General features: G+C 69.4%; 13 protein-coding genes and 2 pseudogenes. 9 read left to right on the top strand and 6 right to left on the bottom strand.

Going from position 1 to position 16,247, the window contains the following annotated elements; all coding sequences use genetic code 11:
* Positions 1 to 124: 124 nt before the first annotated feature.
* Entirely contained in the window at positions 125 to 337 is a 213-nt protein-coding gene (locus ACFZBT_RS27740; RefSeq protein ID WP_391108754.1) for a hypothetical protein, read from the top strand.
* 278 nt (positions 338 to 615) lie between these two features.
* On the opposite strand, the gene ACFZBT_RS27735 is transcribed toward ACFZBT_RS27740, so the two are convergent.
* Positions 616 to 984, bottom strand: coding sequence for a MerR family transcriptional regulator (locus ACFZBT_RS27735; protein WP_391108750.1), 369 nt, complete (start codon positions 982 to 984; stop codon positions 616 to 618).
* A 112-nt stretch (positions 985 to 1,096) separates the two neighbouring features.
* Here ACFZBT_RS27735 and ACFZBT_RS27730 point away from each other — a divergent pair, with 112 nt between their 5' ends.
* The 4 genes from ACFZBT_RS27730 to ACFZBT_RS27715 all read left to right on the top strand — a co-directional run bounded on the left by ACFZBT_RS27730 (position 1,097) and on the right by ACFZBT_RS27715 (position 6,611).
* Complete coding sequence (locus ACFZBT_RS27730; protein WP_391108747.1) at positions 1,097 to 2,002, top strand: alcohol dehydrogenase catalytic domain-containing protein; 906 nt, start codon at positions 1,097 to 1,099, stop codon at positions 2,000 to 2,002.
* A 310-nt stretch (positions 2,003 to 2,312) separates the two neighbouring features.
* Positions 2,313 to 3,503: a serine hydrolase gene (locus ACFZBT_RS27725; RefSeq protein WP_391108744.1), complete on the top strand. Its 1,191-nt coding sequence runs from the start codon at positions 2,313 to 2,315 to the stop codon at positions 3,501 to 3,503.
* A gap of 247 nt (positions 3,504 to 3,750) precedes the next feature.
* Positions 3,751 to 5,139 carry an erythromycin esterase family protein gene (locus tag ACFZBT_RS27720; protein ID WP_391108741.1) on the top strand — a complete coding sequence of 463 codons (1,389 nt, stop codon included), beginning with the start codon at positions 3,751 to 3,753 and terminating at the stop codon, positions 5,137 to 5,139.
* Positions 5,140 to 5,720: 581 nt separating this feature from the next.
* Complete coding sequence (locus ACFZBT_RS27715; RefSeq protein WP_391108737.1) at positions 5,721 to 6,611, top strand: TIGR03619 family F420-dependent LLM class oxidoreductase; 891 nt, start codon at positions 5,721 to 5,723, stop codon at positions 6,609 to 6,611.
* Positions 6,612 to 6,749: 138 nt separating this feature from the next.
* Here the strand turns inward: ACFZBT_RS27715 and ACFZBT_RS27710 are convergent, their stop codons facing one another.
* Positions 6,750 to 7,838 (bottom strand): helix-turn-helix domain-containing protein, encoded by a 1,089-nt coding sequence (locus tag ACFZBT_RS27710; protein ID WP_391108734.1) that lies wholly within the window; start codon positions 7,836 to 7,838, stop codon positions 6,750 to 6,752.
* A 243-nt stretch (positions 7,839 to 8,081) separates the two neighbouring features.
* Between ACFZBT_RS27710 and ACFZBT_RS27705 the strand changes: the two genes are divergently transcribed.
* Positions 8,082 to 9,131, top strand: coding sequence for a methyltransferase (locus ACFZBT_RS27705; protein ID WP_391108731.1), 1,050 nt, complete (start codon positions 8,082 to 8,084; stop codon positions 9,129 to 9,131).
* 257 nt (positions 9,132 to 9,388) lie between these two features.
* Here the strand turns inward: ACFZBT_RS27705 and ACFZBT_RS27700 are convergent, their stop codons facing one another.
* Positions 9,389 to 10,174: a DUF1963 domain-containing protein gene (locus ACFZBT_RS27700; RefSeq protein ID WP_391108728.1), complete on the bottom strand. Its 786-nt coding sequence runs from the start codon at positions 10,172 to 10,174 to the stop codon at positions 9,389 to 9,391.
* 99 nt (positions 10,175 to 10,273) lie between these two features.
* Positions 10,274 to 10,375 (bottom strand): annotated as a pseudogene (locus ACFZBT_RS27695) (IS5/IS1182 family transposase); the annotation flags it as partial.
* Between the two features lie 466 nt (positions 10,376 to 10,841).
* Here ACFZBT_RS27695 and ACFZBT_RS27690 point away from each other — a divergent pair.
* Positions 10,842 to 11,060: a hypothetical protein gene (locus tag ACFZBT_RS27690; RefSeq protein WP_391108725.1), complete on the top strand. Its 219-nt coding sequence runs from the start codon at positions 10,842 to 10,844 to the stop codon at positions 11,058 to 11,060.
* 150 nt (positions 11,061 to 11,210) lie between these two features.
* Here the strand turns inward: ACFZBT_RS27690 and ACFZBT_RS27685 are convergent, their stop codons facing one another.
* A complete protein-coding gene (locus tag ACFZBT_RS27685) occupies positions 11,211 to 11,336 on the bottom strand; it encodes a hypothetical protein (RefSeq protein ID WP_391108722.1) in 126 nt (41 codons plus the stop codon).
* Positions 11,337 to 11,742: 406 nt separating this feature from the next.
* Here ACFZBT_RS27685 and ACFZBT_RS27680 point away from each other — a divergent pair.
* Positions 11,743 to 11,961, top strand: a pseudogene (locus ACFZBT_RS27680) (transposase); the annotation flags it as partial.
* A gap of 90 nt (positions 11,962 to 12,051) precedes the next feature.
* Here the strand turns inward: ACFZBT_RS27680 and ACFZBT_RS27675 are convergent.
* The gene (locus ACFZBT_RS27675; RefSeq protein ID WP_391108719.1) at positions 12,052 to 15,621 is read right to left on the bottom strand and encodes a SpoIIE family protein phosphatase; all 3,570 of its coding nucleotides are present in this window, start codon (positions 15,619 to 15,621) and stop codon (positions 12,052 to 12,054) included.
* Between the two features lie 358 nt (positions 15,622 to 15,979).
* On the opposite strand from ACFZBT_RS27675, the gene ACFZBT_RS27670 reads away from it, so the two are divergent.
* Entirely contained in the window at positions 15,980 to 16,156 is a 177-nt protein-coding gene (locus tag ACFZBT_RS27670) for a hypothetical protein (RefSeq protein ID WP_391108716.1), read from the top strand.
* Positions 16,157 to 16,247 lie beyond the last annotated feature (91 nt).

The following is a 16,247-nucleotide window of genomic DNA, read 5'->3' as shown; positions in this document are numbered from 1 at the left end:
ACCCCGAACCGGGCGGGCCGCGGGATCGGCCGCCAGAGGTGCTGGTCCGTAGCGTTGATGACGACAGCAGGAACGGCACACGGCCACCGCGGGACCACCCCACCAGACTCCGGGAGCAGCCGCCATGCAGCACACCACGACCCCCGAACCCGCCGACCGGCTCAGCTCCGGGGACATCGCCCGCACCCTGCTCTGGATGGTGGTGGTGGCCAGCGCGCTCGCCAACATGGCGGCCTCCTTCGGCGGCGCCGACACCTGGGTGCACCTGGTGTGCGGCGGGATCACCGTCCTGTGCGCGGGCACTCTCGTCGTGCGGAACCTGCGGGGCCGGCGATGAACGCCACCAGCACCGCCGTCGCCCCTCCATCGCCCTGGAGGGCGTCAGCAAGGCATACCCGCGCGGCGTACGCGCCCTCGGGCTCCGACAGGAGCACGCTGATGCACTGTGCCGCCGGGCTCGACTGGCCGACGTCGGGCAGCGTCCGCATCGACGGTCACGAGATCGTCGGGCTGAACGAGTCCCGCCAAACCGCTGGACTTCACAGGTGAGGTACTTGCTCGTCACCGCATTGTGATTCAGCCACCTAGCGTCCGGCGAGGGATCCAACCACGCACTTACCGCTGAGTGTGGTCGCACTCGGGTGGGGGATTGCGTGTGTTGGCAATAACGGCGTCGAGCCGGTCGCGGGCCGCGAGCAGGTCGTCGATGCGCTCGCTCATGCGAGCCCGTTCAGCCTCCAGGTGATCCAGCAGTCCTGGGGCGACGATGCCGGCGTCCACGCAGGGGACCACCAGCTTCACTGACCGGCTGGGCAGGCCCGCGGCGAAGAGCTGCTGGATCAGTCTGACCCGGTCGACGGCGGATTCCGCGTACTTGCGCTGGCCCCCAGCAGTGCGCTCGGACTGCAAGAGGTCCTGCTCCTCGTAGTACCGCAGCGCGCGCACACTCACTCCGGCCTGATCGGCTACCTCACCGATGCGCACGGGGCCTCCGTCTCTCGGGGTTCTGCTCGATTTGCACCTGACGTTGACGTCAGGTTTTAGCGTACGGACGTACCGTCGCACCGAGCCATTCGACCAAGCGAGGCAGGACATCATGCGTGCAGCACGTTTCCACGAGTACGGCGACACCGGCACTCTCATCGTGGAGGAGGCGCCCGAGCCGCAACCCGGCCCCGGCGAGGTCCGAATCCGCGTCACAGCAGCCAGTGTCAATCCTGTCGACTGGAAGGTGCGCAGCGGCGCCGTCCGCGCGGTGCTGCCCGTGGACCTGCCCGCGATCCCCGGTCGCGATGCCGTGGGTGTGGTCGACAGGCTCGGCGACGACGTTCAGGGCGTAAGCATCGGCGACCGCGTCTTCGGACTGGGCGGTGTCACCGGCGCGACCGCAGAACTGGCGGTGCTGTCCGCCTGGGCGCCCGCGCCCGAGGTCTGGAGCGACAAGCAGGCCGCCGCCGCGGGACTGGCATCCGTCACCGCTCTGAACGGGCTGAAGCCTCTTGGCCCACTCAAGGGCCGCACACTGCTGATCGAGGGCGCCGCCGGTGGCGTAGGAAGCGCCGCGGTCGAGATCGCTGTCGCCGAGGGAGCCACCGTGATCGGTACGGCCAGCGAACGCAACCACCAATTCCTCGCCGCTCTCGGTGCGGTTCCCACCGCCTACGGCACCGGACTCAAGGAGCGCCTGGCCGCCCTGGCTCCGGGCGGGATCGATATCGCGCTCGACACCGCAGCCTCCGGTTCCCTTGCCGACCTCGTCACGATCGTCGGCGACCCCCTTCGTGTGGCCACGGTCGCCGACTACGCGAACGCCCAGCGCCTGGGTGTCCACATGGCCAACGCGGAGAACAGCTCCGCGCTTCTCGAGCAGGCGGCCGAACTCGGCCGCCAGGGCCGCTACACGCCCTGCATCGAGCGGTCCTACAACCTCGGGGAGATCGCAGAAGCGCACGCCCACTCCGAGCGCGGACGGGTTCGAGGAAAGATCGTTGTCCTGATCTGATTGACCGTCAGGGCTTCCGTCAGAGCGTCGATGAACGCGGGCGCCCCCGTGGTCCGGTCCGTGGTCATCGGTTGTCACGACAACGTGTCCATCGTGGATGCGCCAGCCGTTCCGATTCCGAGACGTATCTCTGAAGTACTCGTGGCATTCGAGGCCGGAGCCCGGTCAATGCAGCAGGCGCTACCCGTTCCGGGGTGAGTGCACCCCCGCCGGCCGGCCCGCCTGCTTGATCGTGGCGCAGGGCCGGAGTTCCTAGCGTGGTGGTCATGTCAGGGCAATGGCCTGAACGAACGCAAGGAGCGCGCGACGGATGAAGAGCGAACTCATCTCCCGTGTGGTGACCAGGACATTGGCGACCGCGCTGGCTGGTATCGCCGTGGTCGTTCCCGCCGCGGGTGCGACCGCGGCCGTTCCGGTGCGCGGTGGGACGCTCCACGCGTCAGACAGCCCGGCGCTGAAGGCCCATGTGGACGCCATCATGAAGACGGGTACGGTCGGGGTGGTGGTCCGGTCGAGCGGACCTCAACGTACCCGGAACGCCGCCGGCGGGGTGGCCGACCAGGCCACTGGGGACCGTGCACGCCCCGGCGACCGGTTCCGGATCGCCAGTACCACCAAGACGTTCGTCGCCACGGTGGTGTTGCGACTCGTCGGCGAGGGACGCCTTTCACTGGACGACACCGTGGAGCACTGGCTGCCCGGAGTGGTCTCCGGCAACGGCAACGACGGCAGCAAGATCACCGTCAGACAGCTGCTCCAGCACACCAGCGGGCTGTTCGACTACGCGGCGGACTTCCCCGTGCTCACCAGCAAGGCCGGCTACCAGGCCGACCGCTACACCGCCTGGACCGCCGAGCAGCTGGCCGCCATCGGCATACGGCACGCCCCGAATTTCCAGCCCGGTACGAGCTGGAGCTACTCCAACACCAACTACATCCTCGCCGGAATGATCATCAAGAAGATCACTGGGCGCGACTGGACCCAGGAGGTCACCGCGCGCATCGTCCGCCCGCTGGACCTGCACAACACCCTTACCCCGACGACGGACCCGCGGATCCCCGGGCGCCATCTGCGCGGCTACTCCGCCTTCGGCGAGGAAGGCCCGGAGATCGACGTGACCGCCCTCAACCCGTCCGCCGGGGGCGCGGCGGGCGCCATGATCAGTACGACGGCCGATCTGAGCCGCTTCTACCAGGCCCTCCTGAGCGGCAAGCTGCTGCGCCCCGCGCAGCTGGCGGCGATGAAGACGACGGTACGGGCCCCGGAGCTGGATCCCGCGTGGGCCGGCATACGCTACGGCCTTGGCCTGATGGAGATCCCGCTGTCCTGCGGCGGTTACTACTACGGTCACGGCGGCGACATCCCCGGCTACACCACCCGCGACGGATTCAGCGCTGACGGCCGCCGAGGCGTGGTTCTGAACGCGTCCGGCGACGGCTCCTCGGACTCGTCCAGCCAGCAGACCCAGAACGACCTGATCGACGACGAGCTGTGTGGGTGAGGACCGGCTGACGCGCGAGAGCCACCCATGTGAGAACGGCTGATCAGGCTGTGCCGGCACCCGCTCCGGAGCCGTCATGGCCATTCGTCGTCCCCCCGTGCCCGCTCAGCGTTCGCGACCGGCTCCACCAGGCTGCAAGGCCACGGTGTCAGGGGGTAGCCCGAGTCCCGGAGTAGCGCCTGCTGTACCGCGGGATGGGCAGCACATGGGTTGGTGACCGACCCTGTGCGCACGGAAATCTGTAGGCATGACCCGACGCAAGGCAGTGATCATCCCCTCGGTCCTCCTCTCCCTCAGCAGCCTGGCGGTCGCCACGCCTGCCATGGGCGCCCCGGCGCCCGGTTCGCCGGCCCCGGCCTCGCAGGCATCCGCCCCCTGGGAACGCGGCGAGAGTGTGGTGGCCGGCATCGACCGCAGCTCCCACCCCCTGCGGACCACAAACCCCATGGGCAGCCTGCGCGATCTCGACGCGCTGGGCCGGATGCTCAAGGGCGCCGAGGTGGTGGGGCTGGGCGAGGCCACCCACGGTTCGCGGGACTTCTTCCGCATGAAGCACCGGGTCTTCCGCTATCTGGTCGAGGAGAAGGGCTTCAGGACCTTCAGCCTGGAACTCCCCTGGAGCAGCGGTGCGCGGATCGACCAGTACGTGGTGCAGGGCAAGGGCAAACTCAAGGACATCGCCCGTGAGGAGTTCCAGGGTTCCTACCGGATCTGGAACAACCAGGACTACATCGACCTCATCACGTGGATGCGGGGCTACAACCTCCACCACCCAGGCGACCCGGTCCGTTTCATGGGCAACGACATGGGCTACGCCGGCCCGGAACTGTACGCACGGGTCATCGACTACGTATCGCAGAAATACCCGCAACTGCTGGCGCCGGTAACCGAGTTGTACCGGGGTCTGGCCCCGACCACCGACGCCGGCACCTTCGCCGAGGAGTACGCGAAGCTGCCGCTCACCGAGCGCCGAGCGCGGGCGGAGCGGACCCATAAGGTCTACGCCCTCCTGCGTGCACAACGCCAAGGCCCCGGTGACAAGCAGGACCATCAGTGGATGACACAACACGCCCTGGCCATCCACCAGATGGCCAGGGGCCTTGCATTCGACCTCGGCGACGAGGACCAGATCGCTCCGATGATGAAGCTCCGCGACCAGGTGATGGCCGAGAACGTGGAGTGGTGGCGCCGGCACACCGGGACCAGGATTCTGCTGTCGGCCCACAACACCCATGTGTCCTACGACTCGTTCGACACGCGGTACCCCAAGACCCAGGGGTCCTTTCTCCGCGACGCGCTCGGCAGCCGCTACACGAGCATCGGCTTCTCGTTCCACAAGGGTTCCTTCAAGGCCTTCGGCACCGACGACAACGTGATACGCACCTACCGCGTGGACGGCGCGAAGCCGGGCTCCAACGAGCAGACCCTGGACAAGGCCCGCCGGGACGACTACATCCTCGACATGCGTACGGCCCCCGGACCGGTGCGCGAATGGCTCGACAAGGAGCGCGCCACCTGGAACATCGGCGCGGGATGGCCCGACCCCGTGGAATACACGGCCGCCCTCGGCAAGGCCCACGACATCCTCATACACCTGCACGACATCCAGGCCACCACATACCTCGGCGCACCCTGACACCCCACCGCACCTGACGGAGGGCCGCGACGGCCCGGTTCGCCACGCGTCAGGGCGGCCGGAACCTCTGCGGCAGCCAGGAACGTCTCAGACCAGCGTTCACATGGCACTCCAGTACGTCGCGCCGTCATACACTCCGGCCCCACGACCGGAAGCCGCCCTGCACTCACGGGTCTTGCAGTGCCTGCCCTGCTCGATCCAGTGCGGAAACGTGTCGCGACTGTAGCCGGACATCAACGCCTGGGCGGCACCGAGCCGGGCGGCTGGTCCGCCACGTCCGCTCGGCAGGCCCGGGCCACCCATGGCCAGGGGAGGGCAGGGGCTACGCAGAGATCGCCGCTGCATCACTCGGCGGGACACCATCCGGAGGTGGGTGGTCGCCTCCCTCATTGGCCGCCGACAACGGGTCGGCTGCCTGCTTTGTTTGCCCCTGCTCCTCCCCCGCGGAGCCACGCCTCATTCGGCCTCGTTCGGCCAGTAAATCGCTGAGGGCGGCCTCCCACGCGGACCTCGATCATGCCGAGGCGAGGTTCGCCATTACAGAGAGCGCGATCGCTCATTCTTATTCCCGGAGGATCACTTTGAAGCTTGGTTTCGGAATCCCCGCCGTAGGACCCGCCGTCGGCAGCGCTCACGGCCTGAGCGCCTTCTGCCGTGGGATCGAAGACCTTGGCTATGACTCGCTGTGGGTGGCCGATCGGCTGGTCACGCCGGTCGCACCGCACACGCCTTACCCCGGCGAACAGCAACCGTTCCCCCCGGAGATGACCCGCTCCCTCGATCCTCTGTTGCTCTGGACCGTGGCCGCGACAGCGACCAGGCGGGTGCGGCTGAACGCCAGCACGCTCAACACGTTCTACTACGAGCCACCACACCTCGCCCGGCTTCTCACTACGCTCGATGTGCTCAGTGAAGGTCGCCTCGAAGTGGGCGTCGGGCTGGGGTGGATGAAGGACGAGCACGATATCGCCCGCAGCGCGGATTGGCATCAGCGCGGCAAGATTCTCGACGACCTGCTGGCATTCCTGCAGGCGTGGTGGACGACCAATCCGGTGGCCTGGGAAAGCCCCTTCTTCACTCTGCCGCCGATCCACGCCGATCTGCGCCCGGTCCAGGCCGGCGGGCCGCCCATCTGGATCGGTGGTGCCAGCGCTGCCGCGATGCGCCGGGTCGGCCGCAGTGGCGTCGGCTGGCTCGCGTTCGAGGGGCTGCCGGACGACGTGATCGATGCCTGGTGGTCGATAGCCCGCCGCGCGGCCGAAGACGCGGGCCGCGATCCCGACACGCTGAAGACCGCCATGCGAATCAACCTCGAACCGAACACATCCGTTGACTCGCTCGCCGCCAAGCTCACACGCCTTGCCGAGTCCGGTGTGGACGAGGCGTTCGTGGACGCTTTCGCCGCGTTTTCCACCCTCGACCAGACCCTGGACTTCGCCGACCGATTGATCGCGCGCACCGGTCAGCTGTGACCACGGCCGCGGCGGACGAAGAACGAGATCGTCGTCAGTCTGTGGAAGACCAGGTGGTCAAGAGCCGCACTGTCTACCGACGCTCCGGTGAGGAAGACCTGGTCGTTGAGATCGACGCTGCGGCCGATGCCGGCATCTTCACAGAGGCCGAGAGCATGGATGAGGACAGGGACGAGGCAGCCGACCGCTTGAACCAGGTGGAGAAGGAACTGGGCCTGGACGCTGACTGCGGGCGTACTCGGCGGGTGTCTGGCCGTACTCCTTCTTGAAGGCGCGGACGAAGTGGCTGCTGTCGGCGAACTGCCAGTGTGCGGCTATTTCCGACACGCTCGGGCGGGTACCCGGCGCCGTCAGTTCGAGGCGGGACTGCTCCAGGCGTCTGCGGCGGATGTACGTGGCCACCGAGTCGCCGGTCTCGGCGAAGGCCCGGTACAACGTCCGTACGGAGACCTTGAGTTCGCGGGCCAGAGTCGCAGGGGAGAGGTCGGGGTCGGTGAGAAGGCTGTCCGCGATCTCCCTGGCCGCCTGGGCCAACGCGGGGGCCAGCAGGGGTTCGGTGTCGTCGAATGTCTGCATGAGCACCCCTTTGACCAGTTCGAGTAGGGAGTTGCGGGCGGCTCGTGCACCGGCGGGGGTCAGGTCGTCGAGCGTCGCCTCGACCATCTCGGTGTACGCCATGAGCAGTCGTAGTTCGGGCGAGTCGGCCGGGCCGACGGTCGCCCGGTCGCGGATCAGCGGACTGAGCGGCGTGGCCGGCAGGATCAGTACCTTCGCGGTCGAATGCGGTGCCAACTCGAAGCGGGCCGGAGGGCCGTTGTGGCGCACGATGAACTGCCCAGCCGGTACGGCGATCTCGTCCCGGTTGCGCGAAGAGACGAAGCGCCACTCGCCGCGTCCCATCACATGCACCAGGACCCGGTCCTCAAGGTGGTGGGAGGCGCCCCGGGTGCCGCCGGCCATCAACTCGCCGTAGACGCCCGAGATCACCGTGTCGTTCACCTGTGACGCACGGACCCGGACCCGGAACTCACCCGATCCGACCGGCTCCCAGGGCGGCAGCGGGAGCGCGTCTCCGATCTGCGACTCCCACGCACGCCGGAAGACGTCGAAGCCGTTCTGCGCGGCAGTCGGTGTAGTCGCGGTAGTCGGGGCCGTCGTGTCGACGAAGAACTTCCTTCCTGGTGCTGGTCCGTCGGGCTGAGGTTCCGCGCGTTCCGTGTCGTTCATCTCAACGCCTCCCTCACCTCGTCCTGCCGACGACCGCCGCACCCTCACGGCCTGATTCCACCACGGCCCGCATCGCCCGGCACCGACGTTCCATCAGAGTGACGCTGTCGTACAAGCGCACGCCGCCGCGGTCTCCCTAAGGTGAGCGAGGCGGACAACGATGTCGCAACGCGCGAAGACAGAGACAGCGCGCTTGCTTCCATGCTTCCGCCTCATGGTGAGTACTGAAGGGTTCCAGCTGTCATGTCTGACACCAATTTCGGCACCGACGTTCCGTCGAGCGATCCGGCTGCCGATGCAGCCGCTGTCTTCGACCTGCTGATCGGCCTTGTCCGCGCCCAGGTTCTGAGGGGCATAGCGGCGCTGCACATCGCCGACCACCTCTCCGACGGAGCGATGTCGGCCGAGGAGGTGGCCGAGCGCGAGGGCAGTCATCCACAGGCCACGTACCGTCTGATGCGCGCGGCCTCCTCGATCGGCCTGCTGAGCTACGAGGGGAACCGTCGTTTCGGTCTCACCGGCCGGGGCCGCCTGCTGCGTTCCGGGGCCCCCGGCTCCATGCGCTCCCTGGTGCTGGCCCAGACCGGCCAGGCGCTCTGGCAGTCCTGGGCGACCTTCTCCGAGGCCGTGCGGGAAGGCAGGACCCAGACCAAGAAGGCGCTGGGGATGGAGATCTTCGAGTACTACGCGAAGCCGGAGAACGCCGAGGAAGCGGCCCTCTTCGCCCAGGCGATGGGAGACCTGTCGGGCCTGGTGACGCAGGGCGCCGTGGCCGCCGTGTCCACCGCCGGTGTGTCCACCGTCGTCGACGTCGGCGGTTCGAACGGTGACTTCGTCCTGGCGCTGCTGGAGGCCGACCCCGGGCTGAGCGGGCAGGTCCTCGACCTGCCGCACGTCGTCGAGGCCGCCCGCGGCGAGGCCGACAAGCGCGGTCTGTCCGGCCGTTTCTCGGCAGTGGGCGGCGACTTCTTCGTGGAGGTTCCCCCGGCCGACCTCTACCTGGTGAAGACGATCTTGCACGACTGGGACGACGACCAGTGCACGACCATCCTGCGCAACTGCCGGTCCGCCGTGCACGAGGGAGGACGCGCGGTGGTCGTCGAGATGGTCGTCGGCGAGATCGGCAAGCCCGACCTGGCCACCCTGTCGGACATGGCCATGCTCACCACGACGAACGGTATGGAACGCGACCTGGCCGAGTTCGACGCCCTGTTCGCGGCCTCGGGATGGCGCCGGTCGAAGACGTACCCCGTGGGTAGCGGTTACTTCGGCCTGGAGCTCGTCGCCGTCTGATCAGCAGGCGGCTCGCTCGATCGCCGAGACGCTCCCCCGGCCGGACCCCCATTCACACCGCGACTTCACTGTGTGGCACGCGGGTTGGTCAGGCCGGCCTGTTCAGCCGGTGAACCACCGGGTCGCTCCCCTCGCCGCACCTCACACTGTCCACCTTCCGCTGGTACGTCGGCGACCCCACCGACGTCTCACCCCGAACACACCGGTGCGTGGTCGATCGCACCGCCAGGGCCGCGGTGAGCAACCCAGTGGGCTGATCAGACCTGCTGCTCGAACTCCAGGCCTCCGTACCGGCGCCCAGCGATGTCCTCGCGGGTGCCGACGATCAGGGTCTGGGTGTAGACGTCGAGGTCGATCGACTGACCATGTATCTGTGCCAGGAGGACGAGGTCGCCCTCGTCCGGAGCCGACTGCCACGGGCGGGAGAAGCCGCCCAGCTGGACGGAGACTCCGTGTGAGGCGCCGCCCGCTGCAGCTTCCCGTACGGCGTCCTCGAAACGGTCCAGGACGTCGTCCCGGTCGGGCCCGCCGTTCCGGAACGCGCTGGTCGCGGGGGCGCCGTACCAGTCGGGCGCGACGGTCAGTCCCGGGACCGCATACAGAACGCCTGGTTCGTAGACCGTGGTCTGCCCCGGCTCGCCCCCGAGTTCGTACGTCGCCGTACGTTCCGTGGTCCGCGCGTCGGCGGGGACGTGGAGCACCACCGACGACTCCGGCTCGTACTCGATCTCGGTGAAGAACAACAGGCTTCCTTCGGGCGGCAGCTCGATGTCCAGGACTTCGTGAGGGAGCGCCGCACAGTCGACGGTCAGCACCAGGGGTTCGCGTCCGTCGGGCCAGTCGACGCCCTCAGGCAGGGCGGGGAGGCCGCCCGTGCGCGCGGCGGGTCGGGCCTCTTCCCGCTGGGCGAGGGTCAGGCCCTGGAAGGGGACCAGGTGGAGGCACGGCCGGGAGCCTGTGAGTATCTCCTGGGCGACCGGCCCGGGGACGCCGTGCCTCTCGGCCGTCCGGAGGACGAGCTCTTCCGCGATCGAAGTCGTCATGACCGCGATCATGCCAGGGCCCACTGACACTGAGTGGCGCCCGATTCCTCTACAGCAGGCAGCAGTTACTACAGTTGCGGAATGGCCAGAGCAGCGCTGTCCGGCTCTCGACCAGATCAGGAACCAGCGGTGAGCGGTCGACTTCGATATCCCGAAGCAGGGCGGCAATTGGCGCCAGGCCCAGCCACTGACCAGGACGTAGGAGAACCCCTACCTCTACGCCGAGGGCGACCCCGTCAACCGCATCGACCCGCAGGGCCTGTGGAGCTGGCAGGTGGGCGGTGAAGTCTGCTTCTGGGTCTGCCTGGGCGGTGGTTACTCCCAGGACGACTCCGGCAACAGCGGCCCCTTCGTGAAGATCGGCGTGGGGCTTCCCGGTGTGGGCGGCGGCCTCGAGGGATCGACCGGCGGAGCGGACTCCGGTCCGTCGGCCTACGGCAACTGCGCCGCCGGCTACGGCCCCGTGGGCGGGCAGATCGGCGGCAGTCCGGGTGGGTCCCCCACGGCCAGCGTCGGGGGTGGCCTCGGAACCTACGCCTCGACCCCTACGTGCAGCGGAGGACTACAGATCCAATTCTGATGTGCGTCCGTTGACCGTTCCATTGAGCGTGTGTCCGGCCCCCCAGGGGCGGACACACGCTCTCCCCGCGAGACTTTGGAGGCCTCGATGAGAATCTTCGTCGCCGCGTTCGGCATCCTCGCCGGCATCGCCCTCGTGCTCTACAGCAGGAAGTTCGCCCGGGCCGCCCCAGGCCGGCGAGGAGCCTTCGGGCGGGCCAACGCCGCGGCGGGCGAATCCGCGGTGCGGCTGGGCCCGTTGATCGTCGGTGTCTTCCTCATCGTCGTCGGAATCCTCGCGGCCACGGGCGTCGCAGAGGTTGGATGACGACCACGGCTGGGGACGCTGTGCGTCATCGGGGGGGGGACCCGCGTAGTGCTGTACCGGCGCGGGGGCGCTCAGGCGGGTGCCGGTGCCGGGCGCAGCGCCGCGAGCGGAGAGCGCCGGCCTTTCGCCACCGCGCGCAGCTGGTCCCAGTCACGATCGGACCGCGCCGGCGGCCTGGGTCGGTCTCGTCCAGGGCGCCAGCTCGACGATCTCGGCCTTGAACTCCGGCGTGAACGAGCGGCGAGAACGCGGCTTCTTCTTCCCCATGCTCTCCATGATGGACATCATCCTTCCGGGGCCGAAGCCCCTGATCTTCGATGTCCGTCAAAGCGCATCAAGCCCAGTCGTGTGTTGCGCATCGGCCGTATGACACGTGCCGTCGTTGTGCCCCTTGCTTCGGTCGCTCCCAAGAGGACAACCGCGTGCAACCGCGCCGCGCCGCCGTTGCAACCCACCCGTTCGGAAGCCCCGCCAGGCCGCACCTGCAGGGCTTCTCGTCGCACGCCGCTCTCACACAGCCCCTACGAGCGGGGGTCTGGATGCATCTATTTGACCAGGTGGAAGACCTCCGGGCCGCATAGCGCTTGAGGCAACGGACGGTATCGCGTCGGGTCTTGCCCTCCTTGATCCGGCGCTCGTAGTAGTCCCGGTGCGTGGGTCGACCCGCAGGCGGGTGAACACGATGCGGTGGAGCGCGGCGTTGGCCTGCCGGTCGCCCCCGCGGGTGAGGCGACGGACGCTGGAGCCGCACTTGCCGGTGAACCGCGGGCGGGGTGGACGCTGGCAGTGCCACCGGCGGGTGATCAACGGGATTCTGTTCCGGCAGCGGACCGGTCTTCCCTGGAGGGACCTGCCTCCCTGCTCCGGTAGTTGGAAGACGGCCCACGACCGTCATCGCAGATGCCGCCAGACTGCCCCTCAGGCCAACCCGCCGAGCACTCGGTCGGGCCATTCCAGGCTTCGCAACTCTGTTAGCGGTGAAGACAGTTCGTCACCGGTGACTACGAGCAGTAGCGGTCGCTTGTATGACACTTCCGTCAGCTTGCGGGTCGCCGGTTCGGCCCGATGGTTCGGCGGTGGCAGCGAGCAGGGCGGTGTCGTCGTCGACCCGGTCGGGGACGTTCAGCAGCTCCAGGGCCCGTTCGATGATCCGCTGGGGGTCGGTGCGGGCGGCGACGGGGAGCGCGCCGCAGGTCCGGCACAGGGACGCCAGGCAGTCGTCCAGGGACAGCGCCCGGTTTTCCACCAGGCCGTCGGTGTACAGCAGCAGGCTGGTGCCGGGCGGGAACGCCACCTCGCGGTCGACTGGGGTGCTGCCCAGTCCCAGCGGCAGCGCCGGGGGCAGCTCCAGGTAGGCGGTCTCGGCGGCTACCAGCAGGGGCGGCAGGTGCCCGCCGGCGGCGTAGCGCAGACGGTGGCGGTGTGGGTCGTAGACCGCGTACAGGCAGGTGGCGAAGCGTTCGGCGGCGAGCGACTGCAGGTAGGCGTCCAGCCTGGCCAGCACCTGGGCCGGGCCGGCGCCCTCCATCGCGAGGCTGTGCAGGGCGGAGCGCAGTTGGCCCATCACGATGGCGGCTTCCACGTCGTGGCCCATGACGTCGCCGATGGCCAGCCCCACGGCACCGTCGGGCAGTGCGAGCACGTCGTACCAGTCGCCGCCGACCTCGGCGCCGCGGTCGCTGGCCCGGTAGTGGGTGGCCAGGCGCACCCCGGGCACCTCGGGCAGGCGGTGGGGCAGCAGGGCGCGCTGCAGGGTCAGGGCGAGGCGGCGCTCGTTGTGGTACCGGGTGGCGTTGTCGTAGGCCAGGGCCAGGCGGTGGGCGAGGTTCTCCAGATACTTGTGTTCGACCGCGGAGTAGTCGGTGTGCCGGACCAGTACCAGGGCCCCCAGTGTCTGGTCGTGGGCGTGCAGCGGCAGGGCCAGCACGGCGGCGGGCGGCGGGGGCGGGCCGGCTGGGGCTGGGGCTGGGGCGGTGCCGTTGATCGCGTGGGTGGCGGCGCTGGCCAGGGCCTCGCGGGCAAGAAGGGGTGCGCCGGCGATGTATGCCGGGGGCGACTGGGCCGGGGCGGGTGCCGCCGCGGTGAGGTGGATGCTGATCTGGTCGGCGAAGTCGGGCAGCAGGATCTGTCCGGCGGTCTGCAGTATGCGGTCCGGGTCGAGGGTGGCGGACAGCCGCAGGCCCGCGTCGGCCAGGGTGGCCAGCACGGCCAGCTGGTCACGGGTCTCGGTCAGGACCTGTTCACGCAGCCAGGACAGCTCCAACCCGGTGCGGACGCGCGCCAGCAGCTGGCGCGCGGAGAAGGGTTTGGCCAGGTAGTCGTCGGCGCCGGCCTGCCGGCCCTGCACGGATTCCTCCTCGCCGGCGCGGGCGGTGAGCAGGACGATCGGCAAACGGGCGGTGCGTGGGTCGGCGCGCAGCGCCCGGACCAGCTCGAAGCCGTCCATGTGGGGCATCATTACGTCGCTGAGCACCAGCTCCACCGGCTGGGCCAGGGCCGTCTCCAGGGCCGCCCGGCCGTCGGCGGCGAGCAGCACGTCGTAGTCGGGGTCCAGGAGCTGGGTGAGGTAGGCGCGCATGTCGGCGTTGTCGTCGACGACCAGCAGGCGGGCCCGGCGGGGGCGGTCGGTTTCGTGCGGGCCAGGGCCGTCGGCCGCGGAGGCGGGGGCGGGCGGAGTGTGTGCCGAGGGGCTCGGCGCGGCGGGAACGGGCTCAGTCGCCAGCCAGCCCAGCGCCTCGTCCACATAGGCCGCAGCGCGGCCGGACCGGCCGCCTTCGCCTTCCCTGAGGGTCTCCCCGGCGAATCCGACGCTGTCCGCGGCCGGGTTCGGGCGGGGCCGGTGGGCGGCGGCGAAGGGGAGGTCCACGGTGACGGTGGTGCCCTGGCCGGGCCGGCTGTCCACGCCGACGGTACCGCCGTGCGCTTCCACCAGGTCCTTCACCAGCACCAGGCCGAGGCCGCTGCCCTCGTGGGAGCGGGAGCGGGCTCCGCGGACTCGGTGGAAGCGCTCGAACAGGCGCGGCAGCTCGTCCGCGGGGATGCCGGTGCCGGTGTCGGTCACGGTCAGCCGGGCCCGGTCGCCGGCCGCGGCCACCTGCACTCGGGCGCCGCCGGTGAAGGTGAACTTCAGGGCGTTGCTGAGCAGGTTGAGGATGATCTTTTCCCACATCTCCCGGTCCAGGGACACCGGCTTGGACAGCGGCGGGCAGTCCACCTCCAGCGTCAGCCCGGCCGCCTCGAAGGCGGAGCGGAACACCCCGGCCAGCTCGGCCGTGGCACGGGCGAGGTCGACCGGCTCAAGGGCCGGGCGTATCTGCCCGGCTTCGGCCCTGGCGACGTCCAGGAGGGTGTTGACCTGCTTCAGCAGGCGCAGAGCGCCGCGCTCGGCCAGCTCCAGCTGCTCGCGCCGCTCGGGCCGGTCCTCGTCGGCCAGGGTCTGCTGGAGCGGGCCCAGGAGCAGGGTGAGCGGGGTGCGCAACTCGTGGCTGACGTTGGCGAAGAAGGTGGTCTTGGCCCGGTCCAGCTCGGCCAGCGCCTCCGCCCGCCGGCGCTGTTCGTCGTGGGCGAGCGCGGCCGTCAGCGCCCCGGCCACGGCGGCGGCGAGCACTTCCAAGAAGTCCCGGTATGTCCCGGCCGGAGGGAAGCAGGGGTTGACGCCCACCACCAGGACGCCTCCCACCTGGCCCGCACAGTCCAGCGGCAGAGCCAGCACCTGCTCGACCGGGAGCCGGGAGGCCGCGGCGTGCCGCCCGGCCGTGTTGCCTCCGGTGAACGCGGCAGCAGGCAGCGTGGCAGGGGCACCGTCGGCGACCACCTGCGCCAGCCGGGCTGCGACCTCCGACCCGGCGGCGGCACTCTGCGAGACGGCCTCGGGCGCCTGCTGGAGCCCGGCGGAGGCAGCCGGCCGCAGCACCCCCGGCTCGGAGGCCAGGTACAGGCCGAGGAACGGGATCTCCTCGGGATAGGAGCCCAGCACCTCCGCGACGACGCGGGCGACCTCACCCGGCGTGGGCAGCCCGGCGGTGCGGGCGCCGGCCTCGCTCAGCAGGCGCAGCCGACGCTCGCCCAGTACCCGGCCGGTGGTCTCGGTGAGGATCTGCAGCACGCCGCCGACGGTGCCGTCGTCCAGCAGCACGGGCTGGAAAGAGGAGTCGAAGTAGCACTGCTCCGGAAAGCCGTGGCGCTCCATGATGAGCGGTTCATCGGAGATCAGCATGGACTTGCGGGTGTCGATCACATAGTGGAAGTGGGAGCTCACGGGGGCCCAGACCTCGGGGAACACCTCCTTGTACGGCTTGCCGAGCGCCCAGGGGTGCTTGGCGCCGGGAATGAGTGCGGCGCCCGGGTTGTACAGCGTGGCGAACTCCGGGCCCCAGTACAGAGCCATGCCGTGCTCAGACGTGAGCATGAGGCGCAGGGTGTCCACCAGGGGCCCCGGCCAGGACTCGGGGGGCCCGAGCGGCGTCGCCGCCCACTCGATCCCGGCCAGAAGCTCGCCGAACGCACCGGCCTCGGCGAACATCCGGGCCGCCGCGGTGCGCGGATCCTCGGGCCGGGTCATGAAGAAATCGCCCTCCTGACGCCTACGTGATCCGCCCGCGCCCCCCAAGCGCTGCCGGACGCTACTCGCTGCGGACCTTCGGGCAGAACGGACGCCGGATCCGACGCGTCTGGCTACACTCCCGCCAGAATCACAAGGCCAATTAGGCCCAAACTGCTATTTACTCAGAAGTGTAGGCTTTTAAGCACCCGCCCACGGAGGTGATCATCAACTCGCAGTCCTGTGGGAGGCCGACATCGGTCGCGAGACTGGTGGGCTCGCATGTTGAGGTGTCGCGTATGCGGAGCCGACGTCGGCAGCCCCATGACGCTGAGTGAGCTGTCAGGGGCGGTCGATCGCGGTCTGGGATGATCGCGCGGTGAGTGATGCGAGGCTGCTGGCCGCGGAGGCTGTTGAGTCACCTGTCCGGGTGTTCTTCGTGGGGCACTCCGTGGAGGTCGTCGACTACGACCTCGGGCCGGAACGGCGACAGGTGGCCCCCGATCTGCGCATCCTCGTTGTGGGGCCCGGTCCCCGCAGCGACACCTGGGCCTAGGGCCTGTCGTTTGGATCACGGCGCAGAGAATCGGCAGCACTTCTTCGACGCCGGTGAGCGGGGCCTGGTGCGTGCAGCTGCAAGGCGGAGG

This window comes from Streptomyces sp. NPDC008137 (genome assembly GCF_042957035.1).
In the GTDB taxonomy this organism is placed as follows: domain Bacteria; phylum Actinomycetota; class Actinomycetes; order Streptomycetales; family Streptomycetaceae; genus Streptomyces.
This window is presented reverse-complemented; position numbering and strand designations above follow the sequence as displayed.